The sequence below is a fragment of the Pseudofrankia sp. EUN1h genome (assembly GCF_001854645.1).
GTDB classification, from domain to species: Bacteria; Actinomycetota; Actinomycetes; order Frankiales; family Frankiaceae; genus Pseudofrankia; species Pseudofrankia saprophytica.
In genome coordinates, this window is sequence record NZ_MBLN01000083.1 from 76,516 (window position 1) to 88,649 (window position 12,134).

Below are 12,134 nucleotides of genomic sequence, written 5' to 3' on the forward strand. Positions count from 1 at the left end.
CGCCGCCCGCCCGCCGTGCGTGCCCAATGTCAGGTGGAAAGTCAGCATAATGAAACCCGGCCAATGGTGGGCGGAGACGTCGGCGGACGCGCGCCAATGGGCCATCGGTGGCCAGCCTTCCGTGGTCCGCGCGGGCCTCGCCCACGTCGCGGGCCCGACCGTGCGTCCGTCGGAGACGAACCATGAACGGCACTGACCTCGCGGCCCTGCACGACGAGTTGCGGACGCTCGCTCGCGGCCGTGGCCTGCGGGCCGCGAACCTCGACGCCAGGACCGGGCCGTTGCTGCGCCACTACGCCGCGCTCGGCGACCTGCCCGGCGGCCCGTCGCGGTCCCGGCTGGTGGAGTGGCTCGGCGAGTGGCTGGAGGCGCTGCCCGAGGATCTGTGCCTGGTCGCCAGCGTCGCCCTCGGCGTGGACCCGCGAGCCGGCCACCGGCTGTTGACCGAGCGGCTCAACTGGCTCGCCGTCGAGTTCGACCGGGATCCGCGTACCCTGCGCCGCCGTGGCCAGGAGGCCTTCCGGCTGCTCGCCGAGATGATCATCACGGGTGCTGGCCCGAACGGTGCTGGCCCGAACGGCGTCGGGCAGGGACGCGACGAGCGGGCGCCGCGCGGTCCGGGAGCGGGCCCGGACCCGGCTGTCGGGACGACCGGTTGGTACGTGGAGCGGGTGCGAGCGTTGATGCGGCTCGACACGCCGACGCCCGAGCTGCTGGAGTCGAGGCGGATCGTCGCGGTGCGGGACGGGCTCGCGGAGGTGGCGGTGTCGATGAGCCTGCCCCGCCCGCCGGGCGCGCCGGCCAGCCCGCGCGGGCTCGAGGTGGACGTGATGTTCGGTGGCCGGATCGTCCGGCTCGACCGGCGGGGCGACACCCTCTTCTCCCCGGTGCTGCGGCTGCCGCATCCGCTGGGCGCCGAGGAGCGGCACGAGTTCGGGTGTGTGTGGCGGCTGCCGGAGGGTCAGCCGATGGCGCCGCGCTACGCCATGGTCCCGACGATCCGCTGCGACGCGCTGGACCTGCGGGTGCGGTTCCCGGACGGCGCCGATCCCGAGGTGCAGCGGCTGGACGGTCTGCCGCTGCGCGCGGTCGAGGACCCCGCCATCGACCTCACGGGCGTGCCACTGGACGGAGCGGGGGAGGCGTCGGCCCGCTTCGGCCCCCTCGCGCTCGGCCTGTGCTACGGCCTGCGCTGGACCTGAACGCCGTCCCGCGCGCGTGCCCCGGTCCCGCCGTGGATCAGTGAGCACGGGCGAGCTCGCCGGCCGACCCGCGCGGTGACCGGCGACGCCGACGTGTCATCCCGCGCGGGCCGTGTCGCTGGGCCGGCGTCAGGCGGTCCGTACCTGGCCCCCGCCGGTCTGGCTCATGCTCCTCGGCTCCTCGTTCTCGCCGCCGGTGCCGTCGCAGCGGGCCCACCCGGCGCCACCGCCGGTGGCGTCGGTGCTGATGGTCCTGGTAGTGGTGCTGGCGGTCTCGGCGGTCTTCCCTGACCCGCGCATGCTGCTGCCCATCTCCTGTCCCGTGTTTGTGTGCTTGGCCGGCGGTTCCGCCGGCCAGCCGCGCCGCGAGCCACCGCCCGCGGCCGACGCCTCCCCGTACCAGGCGTCGACCGCCCTGTGGCCGCGGCGCGTTCTCAGAAGATCCGTCGATATGGACCTCGCCCCACCGGCGGACCTGCCGGGCGGGGATCCGGAAACCCCGGCAGCGACGGCGACGCCGCGGCCGGGGCAACCAGCTGGCTGGTCGTGGTGACCAGAATGTGCCCAAGATGTCGAGATGTGTGAGACAGGAGCTGGACAACTTGCCTCAGCGGATCGCCCGGTTGAGGGCGATTCGTCTCGACTGGACAAATGTCGGCCACATCGGCACCTTGTGGGTCCTGGGTGAGCCGGACTGGCGAGCCGCCGTGCCCGCCCGTCGCAGCGGGCGGCGGGCGGCGGGCGGCTCTATCGGTTGCTCGGTTCCATCGCATCCCCCGATCGGTTGGCGTCATCGCTGCCGTCTCCGGCGACGCCAGTAGACCAGTCCCGTCTGCCGCGGAAATGGTCGAAATACGGGGAGCGGGCAGATTCGTCCGGTGTCGCCGGCCCTGGCCGGCGGGCGGCCGGAGCGCGAAGGGCCGGACGCGTGGAAGTCCGTGCGCGGAAGTCGGCGCGCGCAGGTCAGCGACCGTTTGGGTCAGTGCCCGGAGGTCGCGTCTGCGCGGCGTCTGGTCTGTGTCGCAACCGCGTCTGACCGCTCTTGGTCAGCAGAGCCGGGCGGCCAGGAGGCAGGCGTCGGCGTCTCGCCGGGACTCCGCCGAGGGCTCCTGGCCCTGGGACGGACGGCCGCCGGACAACTCGGCGAGCAGCGCGTCACAGGCGGCCGCGAGTGGCGGGACGCCGGCGAAGGCGCTGGAGACGGCGGCCGCGAGCGCGTCGAGGCGCTCGGCGAGCGGTGTGCCCGACCCGTCGACCAGACCGGCCGAGTAGAACAGGACGGTCGCGCCGACCGGCATCGTGATGGTGCTCTGCGCGTACTCGGTTCCGGCCCGCCCGTCGACGTCCCCGCCGGCGCTTACCCCGGGACCGGCTCCCGGCGCGGCCCCGAGCAGCGGGCCGTGCACGTCGCCGAGGAACGACACCGCCCCGTCGGAGCCGACGAGCACCGGCGGCGGGTGGCCAGCGTTGCACCAGGTCAGGTGGCCGGTCGGGATGTCGAACCGGGCCGTCACGGCCGAGGCGATCGCTTGGTGGCCACCCGCGAACAGCACGTCCGCCAGCCGGGTGGTGATCTCGGACGGCGGCAGGTCGAGCAGGGCGTAGGCGCGGGTCGCGTGGCACAGCTCCGCCATCAGCGCCGCGGCGCCGGGGCCGTGCCCGCCCACGTCACCGAGGTCGAGGACGGCGGTGTCCGCCGAGAGCGCCGTGATGTCGTACCAGTCGCCCCCGACGCGTTCGGGATCGCTCGCCGCCGCCCGCCGCGCGGTCACGTCCAGGCCGGGCAGGACCGGGAGCCGCCTGGGCGGCAGCGACTCCCACACCGACCGCGCCGCGGCCAGCGCTACCGGGTGCGTGTCGACGCCGGACGGTGTCGAAGACCCGGCCGACATGTCGACCATGCCGACGCCGCGAGGCCCGGCCGGAGCCGACTCCGCCATGTCCAGGCTGGCTGGGGGGTGGGGGTGGGCGCGGGCGGCGGCGTCGGCGGTGACCACGGCCGCCAGCGCGCCGGGGAGCTCGTGGGCCACCGCCGCGGAGACGGTCTGGGTGAGCGCCTGCTCCAGAGCGGTGGCCAGCCCGCCCGCCATCATCTCGGTGAACGACTCGTTGATCGACTCGGTGAGGGTGTCGGTGAGTGACTCCGCCACCGCCTCGCCCAGCGCCGCCGCAATGATCGCGTCCACCACGGCGCCGGAGGCACCGCTCATCGTGCCGGCTCCGCCCATCGCGCCGGGTCTGGCCGGGTCGCCGGGAGTGGTCGCCGGGCCGGACCCGACCGGGGCCGTGGCGGTCGCCGCCTTGGCAGCCGCCCGTTTGCCGGTCTTCTTGCCGATCTTGCCGGCGCCCTTGCTGTCGTGCTTCGCCCCGCGCGCCTTCTTCGCCGTGTCCCGAGGCTTCGCTGTGTCCCCTGGCTTCGCTGTGTCCCGCGGCCCTGCTGTCTCCCGCGGCGTCGACGCGGGCCGGTCCAGGTCCGCGCTCAGGGCACCGTGGCCAGCCTTATGGGCGTTCTTGGTCGCTGCTCGTCCCATGCCCACCCCGGTTGAGTCGGTTCCACCGACTGCCGGGGTACCCGGCCCGACCGGAGAAAACCGCGACCGTTGGCCGCCGGCTGTGACAGGCCGCGCACAGGGGTGGATATCGTGCTGGCACTGGTCGTGGGTGGGGGAGCGCATGCCGGGTCACGGGAGCGGCGACGGGCCGCTGGTGTTGCGGGCGCGCCTGGACGAGACGGCGCCGGATTCCGCGCGCGGGTGGGCCTGGAGGCTGTTCGGCGCCGACGGTCATGTGGCGGGAGACCCCGGTGCCGGGCCGGACGCCGGCCTGGACCACCTCGCGCGGCTGCTCGGCGAGCTGGTCCCCCCGGTGACCGTCGAGGTCCGGGTGCCGCCGGTCGCCGCCGACCTGCTCGCGCTGCCGCTGGAGGAGATCCCCGCCGGGGGCGCAACGCTCGCGAAGGAGGGCGTGACCTTCGTCCGGATCATCGAGCCGGGGGACGAGGCCGGCGGCGACAGCTGGGCCGCGTCCGGCTCGGGCCGGACGCGGGCGCGCGTGCGCCGGCCAGGGGACTCCACCGGGCCGGTCACGGCACCAGTACGCATCCTGGCCGTGTTCGGCCAGCCAGACTGGGACGACGGGACGTCGCAGCGCACGGCACGCGACGCGCTGCGCGCCCTGGTGAACGACCTCGTAGCCCGGTCGAACAGGGCGCTCGAGCTGCGGGTCCTGCACTATGGGGCACAGACATCCTGGATCCGCGCCGCCGTGGAGGACCAGGACGGCTGGGACATCGTGCACGTGGCCGGCCGGTTCGCGGCCGCCGGGGCCGGCGAGGCGGACGGCGACGCCTTCGTGCCGGGCGTGGACCTCGTTCCCCTGCTCCGGCCGTTCCGCCGCCGGCTGAAGCTGCTGGTGCTCGCGCCGTCCGGGCCCGTGACGGCGGCGTCAGCGGTGGACGGATGGGCCCTGCCGGCCTCGCTGCCCGCGGGGATCGCGGTCGCCCTGCGGGTGGCCGATAGGCTGGGCTGCGCCGTGCTCGCGCCGCTTGGCGACGACGTCGACGGGGAGGCCGCCGCCGCGTTCACGACGAACTTCTACGAACGGCTGCTCGGCAGGGGCCAGGCACTCACAGCGGCGGTACGGGGCGCGACCGAGGCCGCGGACCTGGCGGCGCCTGACATCGCTGGTTCTGGTGCTCGTGCGGGCGCCGCCGGCCGGCGCGGCGGAGCCGCCTTCGCGCTGTTCGGCGAGTCCAGTTCCACGCTGGCCTTCCGGCTGCCGGAAGACCCTGGGCCGGCCACCGGGCCGGCATCGGTGAGGATGGAGGGCTTCCCAGCGTGGGCTGGTGATCGACCCGCTGGCCCCGTGCCCGCCGGAGTCCTCAACCGGGCGGCACGGCTGCTGGCCCCCGCGCGGCTCGTGGGCGGTGCGCGGCCGAACGGGGTGCCACCGGTCGGACTGGTGCTCGTCGGACCTCCTGGTGCGGATCCGGCCGGCTGGGCGGTCGAACTCGCGCGCGAGGCCGAGGGCTGGTTCCGTGCGTTCTGCTGGTACTCGGCGGCCGACTCCGCCAGTTCGCGGCATGGACAGCCGGCCGCCCTGAGCGAACTACGCGTCGGGCTGGCCCAGGCCCTCGACACCCAGGCCGAGCCGTTCCAGCTGGGCCTGTACGAGGCGGCGCGTGGTCACCAGGCCGTGGCCAGGCAGGGGCCGAGGTTCACCGCCATCCTCGGCCGGTCGGCGATTCTCCTGGTCGTCACCCTCGACGAGCTGCTCACGCAGAACGCCACGTTCCGTGACGGCTTCCTGAGGGATGTCCTGCACGCCGCCGTCGGCCACCGGGGCCCGTCACGGCTGGTGCTGTGCGGTGAGCGTGTTCCCGCCGACCTGCTCCCCGACATCGTCGACGGCCGTGTGGTCGTCGAGCACCTGGACGCGCCGGCGCCCGACGGGCCCGTCCCGGGGACGTCGCCGGCCGGGGCCGGTATGCCGGCGCCCGGCACGCCGGCCCCACCTGACAGCGGCCGCCCGCCTGGAGCGAGTGGCCCGCCCGGGCGATGGCCCTCCGCGCCGGCGTCCGGGCGGCGGCCGCCGCCCCTGCCTCTGCCCCTGCCCAGGACCGTCGTGCAGGTCGACGTGGTCGGCTACAGCGAACGCGACGACCAGGCTCAGCTCGACCTGGTCCGAGCGCTGGAGGAGGTCGTCGACGATGCGATCGGCCGGGCCGGGATCGAGCCCGACGAATTCCCACGGCAGTCGCGGGGCGACGGTTTTCTCGGCGCCGTGTCGCCGATGGTGCCGGCGGCACTCGTCGCGTCCCGGTTCGTGCGGGAGCTGTGGATCGGCCTGCGTCGGCACAACGCGACGAGAAACGCGCAGGGGCGGATCCGGCTGCGGCTGGCGCTGCACCGAGGCGATGTCATCCTGGACCGGGCGGTGTGGGCGGGCAGCGCGGTGGTCGTCGCGACCAGACTCGTCGACGCGTCCCCGGTCCGCCAGGCGCTTCACGACGACCCCGCCGCGGACCTGGCGTTGATCGTTTCGGAGACGTTCTTCGAGACGGTGATCCGCCAGAAGTACCTCGACCTGGACCCGGACGCGTTCCGGCAGGTCGTGGTGGCCAACCCCAAGTACGACGGAACGGCCTGGCTCAGCATGCCCGGTAGCCCGCCAGCCCTTCCCGCCCGGCCGCCGGGCCCGACGGCCCCCGGGCCCGGCGGCCTGGACGCCGAGGCCACCGACCCCACCGACCCCACCGAGCAGGTGCTCTCAGTGGCGCCTGCGACGCCGGGCACGGTGGCTCCGGCGCCGAGGCCCGCGGCACTGGTATCGGAGCCCGAGATGAAATCGGAAGGAGCAGGCGTGACGGATGCCTCGGCGCGGCAGGCCCCGCCTGCGGCTGGCGCGGAGGACGGCCCGGAGATCTCGCTGACGCCCGACGAGGAGCGCGTGCTCATCGAGGCGCTGGCCGCGAACTACGGGTCGGAACTGGCGGCGGCGCCGCTGCTGTACGGGCGGCTCGGGCTTCGGCGTGGGACGTTGAACCCCTTCGGCGGCGAGCGGCCGAACCTCGTCTGGTGGGCGATCTACACCGATCTCCGGGCCGGCCGCATCGCGAAGCCGGGGCGCAGGTTGGTCGTCGAGGTCCTGCGCGACTATCCCCACCTCGAGTCGCTGCGGGCCGTCGCCCGCCGCCACGGCCTGGTCGAAGGCTGACCAGGCGACTGCCGGTTGTCTCGCGGGAGCGGGATTAGTTCGGGGCGCTGACGCGATACTTCAGGCATGGAACGCGTGTCGGCTGACCGGTTGGACGACTCCTTGGCCGCCCGCGCAGGCACCAGGAGCGCTGAGGATGCCAGGAGCGCTGAGGATGACGCCGCGGCGGCGCGGTGCTCGGTGCCCGGATCTCCGAACGGCGGCGCGCCCAGCGGCGACCGCGCGATCTCCAGCCTGATCGCGCCGGCAGGCTCGGTGGAGCGGACCGGCGGCCTGGTCGCGTCGGCGGTACCAGCGGTACCGGCACCGCCGGCGGCACTGGCGGCGCCGGCTCGGCTCGACGAGCGGCCGTCGCGTGGGGATGTGGCCGCGCCGGTGGTGCTGGTCGAGTACGGGGACTTCCAGTGCCCGTACTGCGCGCAGGCGGCGCCGGTGCTGCACGAGCTGGTGGAGCAGGACGGGGCGCTGGTACGGCACGAGTTCCGGCACTTCCCGGTGTTCGAGATCCATCCGTACGCGCTGACGGCGGCGCTCGCCGCCGAGGCGGCATACGCGCATGGCAAGTTCTGGCAGATGCACGACCTGCTGTTCGCCCACCAGGACCGGCTCAAGGACGTCGACCTGCGGATCCGCGCCGAGCGTCTCGGCCTCGACCCCGACCTCGTCGTCGGCGACGCGGCCCAGCCCTACGGCGACGCCGTCGAGGTGGACTACGAGCGGGGCATCGCCGAGGGCGTGCGCGGCACCCCGACGCTGTTCATCAACGGCCAGATGTTCCGCGGCCGCCCCGAACTGTCGGCGCTGCGCCGTGCGGTCCGCGTGGCCGCCACGTCCGCCCTGGTGGCGGAGCCGGCCCCCGTGCCGACGCCGGTGCCCGTGCTCGCCGGATCCGCCGGGGCGCTGTTCGCGGACGACGGCGACCTGGCGGGCCCGGGGGATCCCGCGGGCCCGGTGGCGCCGGCCGCTGGCCGCGCCCGCTGGTGGGCGCCCTGGGCCGCACGCCGCTGACCGACGCGCCAGGCCTGCCGCCGGGGCATCGGACCTTCCAGAGGCGTCAGCTCCAGCGGGCGGGGACCGCCGGGGGGCGCCAGGGCCGGGGCGGGAGCGGTGGCGGGAGGCCCTCGCTGTCCGGGGAGCACAGCGGCATCCGCTCGCCGAGGAAGCGCAGCAGGATGCTGCCGAGGGTCGCGGCGATGAGTGAGCCGACCAGGATGCCGATCTTCGCCTGGTCGCGCAGCGCCTCGTCGTCGAACGCGAGCTGGGTGATGAACAGCGAGATCGTGAAGCCGATCCCGGCGAGGACCGACGCACCCAGCACGTGCCCGTAGCGGACCTGGCCGGGCAGGACGCCGAGCCCGGTGCGGACCGCGCAGGTCGCGGCCAGGGTGATGCCGACGGCATTGCCGATCAGCAGCGCCACCACGACGCCGTGCGTCACCGGCGAGCTGGCCGCCGTCCGCAGCGTCTCGCCGTTCAGGTGCACCCCCGCGTTCGCCAGCCCGAACAGCGGGACGACGACGAACGCGCTGACCGGGTGCAGGAGGTTCTGCAGCCGCTCGTTCGGCGCGACCGCCGCCCGCGCCGCCGACACCGCCAGCGCGGACCGCGACGCCGTCGAGTCCTCCTGGAGCGCCCGTACGAACACCGGCACGTTGTCGATCTGCTCCCGCCGGGGTGGGAACGCCGGCACCAACAGGCCGATCAGCACGCCGGCCAGCGTCGCGTGCACCCCGGAGGCGTGCACCGCGAGCCACAGCAGCGCCGCGGCGATCAGGTAGGGCGAGAGCTGCCAGACCCCCATCCAGCGCAGCGCGAGGATCGCGGCCACCGCGGCGGCCGCCAGGATCAGCGCCATGGCGTTGACATGATCGGAGTAGAAGACGGCGACGACGGTGATCGCGCCGATGTCGTCGACGACCGCCAGCGTCAGCATGAACAGGCGCAGCCGGTCGGGGCAGCGCGGCCCGAACAGCGCGAGGATCCCGAGGACGAACGCGGTGTCCGTCGACATCGCGATGCCCCAGCCGGCACCGCCGGCGCCGGACCGGTTGAACAGCCAGTAGACCAGCACCGGGGTGACGAGCCCGCCGACCGCCCCCAGCGCCGGCACCGCCACCGACCGCCGGTCGCGTAGCTCCCCGGTCGTCGCCTCCCGGCTGATCTCCAGGCCGACGACCATGAAGAAGATCGCCATCGCGCCGTCGTTCACCCAGTCGTGCACGGTGAGACGCAGCGAGGCCTCGCCGAACGCCAGCGTCGTCGACGTCTCCCAGAAGTGCTCGTAGCTCGACGACCAGGGCGAGTTGGCCCAGAGCAGGGCGAGGACGGTCGTGCCGAGCAGCAGCACCGCGCTGCCCGCCTCGGTCGCGAGGAACTCCCGCACCGCCGGCGCCGGCCCCGGAATGCTCACCCGCAACGCCGGCCCCGGCCGCGGCGGAGCCGTCACCGCCCACCGCCCCTTCGCCCAGAGCCGATCCGCGCCCACCGCTGCCCGAGGATCACTTGCCCGAGGATCACTGCCCTCCCACCCGACGAAACACCCCACCGCCCGGCCGAAACCGGCTAGCCCCGCCGCAAGCGTATCGACGTCCCGTTCCCGGCCCGGCTCCAGCGATGACGGTCACCCTCGTCGACGACGATATGATCTACGCTGCCCGTTCCGTCGCACATGGAACCGGTTCGGCAACCGTTCCACAGACTGCTCGTATCCGTTTGGAGGAAGCCCCGTGAGCAGCCGGGTCGAGACACTGGAGTTTCAGGCGGAGGCGCGTCAGCTTCTGCAGCTCATGGTCCATTCGATCTATTCGAACAAGGACATATTTCTGCGGGAACTGATCTCCAACGCGTCCGATGCCCTGGACAAGCTGCGTATCGCGTCGCTGGTCGATGGCGGCCCGCAGGTCGACGGCGCCGATCTGCGCATCGAGATCGAGGCCGACCGGGAGAAGCGCACGCTGACCGTGCGCGACAACGGCATCGGGATGTCCCGCGACGAGGTCGTCGGGCTCATCGGCACCATCGCCAAGTCCGGGACGGCCGAGCTGCTGCGCAGACTGCGGGAGTCGAGCGACGCCGCGGCGTCGTCCGATCTCATCGGGCAGTTCGGCGTCGGCTTCTACTCCACCTTCATGGTCGCCGACAAGGTCACCCTCCTCACCGGGCGGGTCGGCGAGGACGGCGGCACCCGATGGGAGTCGGACGGCGAGGGCACCTATGTCATCGAGGCGGTGGACGACGCGCCGCGGGGCACCGCGGTCACGGTTCACCTGAAGCCCGAGGACAGTGAGGACCGCCTCTTCGACTACACCGACGAGGCGAAGATCCGGGAGATCGTCAAGCGCTACTCCGACTTCATCGCCTGGCCCATCCGGCTGGTATCCAGGCCCGGCGAGGGCGGCGGGAGCGCGGAAGGCGACGAGCCGGGCGAGAGCAGCGAGGCCGGCGAGGCCGGTGAGAAGGCCGACGACCGGCCGCTCAACTCGATGAAGGCGCTCTGGGCCCGGCCACAGAGCGAGGTCGACAAGGCCGAGTACACCGAGTTCTACCGGCACCTCAGCCATGACTGGACCGACCCGCTCGAGGTCATCCACATGAAGGGCGAGGGGACCTTCGAGTACGAGGCGCTGTTGTTCCTCCCGTCGCGCGCGCCGTTCGACCTGTTCACCCGGGACGCCAGGYGGGGTGTCCAGCTGTACGTGAAGCGCGTCTTCATCATGGACGACTGCGCGGAGCTGCTGCCGAACTACCTGCGCTTCGTCAGGGGCGTCGTCGACGCGCACGACCTGTCGCTCAACATCTCCCGGGAGATCCTCCAGCAGGACCGCCGGATCCAGCTCGTGCGCCGCCGGCTGGTCAAGAAGGTGCTCGCCTCGGTCAGGGCCCTCCAGGAGAACGACGCGGAACGCTACCGCACCTTCTGGAAGGAGTTCGGCGCCGCGGTCAAGGAGGGCCTCGTCGAGGACATCGACAACCAGGAGGCGATCCTCGACATCGTCTCGGTGGACTCGACGCGTGACGCCGAGCAGGCGACGACCCTGCGCGAGTACGTCGAGCGGATGAAGGACGGGCAGAACGAGATCTACTACCTGACCGGCGACTCGCGGGCGATGATCGAGAACTCGCCGCACATGGAGGCGTTCCAGGCCAGGGGCTACGAGGTCCTGATCCTGACCGACCCGATCGACGAGATCTGGGTCGAGCGGGTGGCGCAGTACGACGGCAGGCCGCTGAAGTCGATCGCCAAGGGTCAGGTCGACCTCGACACCGACGACGAGAAGGAGAGCGGCGAGCCTGAGCGGGAACAGCGGCGCAAGGACTTCGCCGCCCTGCTGGCCTGGCTGGGGGACAAACTCCAGGACGACGTGAAGGAGGCCCGCCTGTCCACCCGTCTCACCACCTCGCCGGCCTGCCTCGTGGGCGACACGTTCGACATGACCCCGGCCCTGGAGAAGATGTACCGCGCCATGGGGCAGAACGTGCCGCACCCTCGGCGCATTCTGGAGCTCAATCCGACCCATCCGCTGGTCGTGGGGCTGCGCAAGGCACACGAGCAGGACCCGGACTCCGACGCGCTCGCCGAGACGGCGGACCTGCTATACGGCCTGGCGCTGCTCGCCGAGGGCGGAGAACTGCGCGATCCGGCCCGCTTCACCCGCCTCCTCGCCGACCGCCTGGCCAGCGCGCTCTGACCCGGCTCGGCTCCCGCCCGCCGGCCGCACATCCGCGTCTGGTCCGTGCCGACACGGGCCAGACGCGGATGGCGGCGACCGCGGGAGGCTGGCGAGCCGGCTCGAGTTCTAGGCGGCGGGGACCTCCGCGGCGGCCAGGGCGGCGGTGAGGGCTTCGTCGACCTGGGGGATGTTCCTGCCGGTGGCGCGGATGAGACCGGGGATGGAGCGGTAGTTGGCCTCGACCGTGCCGTTCTCGACGAGGTATTCGACGTAGCCGATCTCGCTCAGGCCGCCAAGCATGACGTGGTCGTCGACCGCGGCGAAGGCCGTCGACGGGGACCAGATCTCGACGATCTCGCCGCGCCGGTGGTGGCGGTAGGCGTGCAGGTGGCCGGAGCCGACGGCGCGCARCTCGACGCCCTCGAACAACGCCAGCAGCCGCTCCCGGTCGGCGGGCGCGAGGTCGAGCTGGTGGTCGATCGGCTCGTCCAGCACCGCCCACACCTGCTTGTGCAGAAAGAGCAGCACGGGTGCGTCGGCGGCCAGG

Annotated in this window: 8 protein-coding genes; 4 read left to right on the forward strand and 4 right to left on the reverse strand. The window is 73.3% G+C overall.

Annotation, left to right across the window (positions count from 1 at the left end):
- Positions 1-182: 182 nt before the first annotated feature.
- Positions 183-1,202, forward strand: coding sequence for a hypothetical protein (locus BCD49_RS33510; protein WP_007515279.1), 1,020 nt, complete (start codon positions 183-185; stop codon positions 1,200-1,202).
- 129 nt (positions 1,203-1,331) lie between these two features.
- Here BCD49_RS33510 and BCD49_RS43300 read toward each other — a convergent pair whose 3' ends face one another.
- Together BCD49_RS43300 and BCD49_RS33520 are read right to left on the reverse strand one after the other, a co-directional pair.
- Complete coding sequence (locus BCD49_RS43300; RefSeq protein WP_035931136.1) at positions 1,332-1,514, reverse strand: hypothetical protein; 183 nt, start codon at positions 1,512-1,514, stop codon at positions 1,332-1,334.
- Between the two features lie 734 nt (positions 1,515-2,248).
- Positions 2,249-3,733, reverse strand: coding sequence for a PP2C family protein-serine/threonine phosphatase (locus tag BCD49_RS33520; protein WP_007515281.1), 1,485 nt, complete (start codon positions 3,731-3,733; stop codon positions 2,249-2,251).
- 142 nt (positions 3,734-3,875) lie between these two features.
- On the opposite strand from BCD49_RS33520, the gene BCD49_RS33525 reads away from it, so the two are divergent.
- Together BCD49_RS33525 and BCD49_RS33530 are read left to right on the forward strand one after the other, a co-directional pair.
- Positions 3,876-6,917 carry an effector-associated domain EAD1-containing protein gene (locus BCD49_RS33525; protein WP_007515282.1) on the forward strand — a complete coding sequence of 1,014 codons (3,042 nt, stop codon included), beginning with the start codon at positions 3,876-3,878 and terminating at the stop codon, positions 6,915-6,917.
- Positions 6,918-7,097: 180 nt separating this feature from the next.
- Positions 7,098-7,925, forward strand: a complete 828-nt coding sequence (locus tag BCD49_RS33530; RefSeq protein ID WP_007515283.1) for a DsbA family protein — start codon at positions 7,098-7,100, stop codon at positions 7,923-7,925.
- A 46-nt stretch (positions 7,926-7,971) separates the two neighbouring features.
- On the opposite strand, the gene nhaA is transcribed toward BCD49_RS33530, so the two are convergent.
- Entirely contained in the window at positions 7,972-9,363 is a 1,392-nt protein-coding gene (gene nhaA / locus BCD49_RS33535; protein ID WP_007515284.1) for a Na+/H+ antiporter NhaA, read from the reverse strand.
- 280 nt (positions 9,364-9,643) lie between these two features.
- On the opposite strand from nhaA, the gene htpG reads away from it, so the two are divergent.
- Positions 9,644-11,605: a molecular chaperone HtpG gene (htpG, locus tag BCD49_RS33540; RefSeq protein WP_071042294.1), complete on the forward strand. Its 1,962-nt coding sequence runs from the start codon at positions 9,644-9,646 to the stop codon at positions 11,603-11,605.
- Positions 11,606-11,713: 108 nt separating this feature from the next.
- Here the strand turns inward: htpG and BCD49_RS33545 are convergent, their stop codons facing one another.
- Complete coding sequence (locus BCD49_RS33545; RefSeq protein ID WP_007515286.1) at positions 11,714-12,115, reverse strand: hypothetical protein; 402 nt, start codon at positions 12,113-12,115, stop codon at positions 11,714-11,716.
- Between the last annotated feature and the right edge of the window lie 19 nt (positions 12,116-12,134).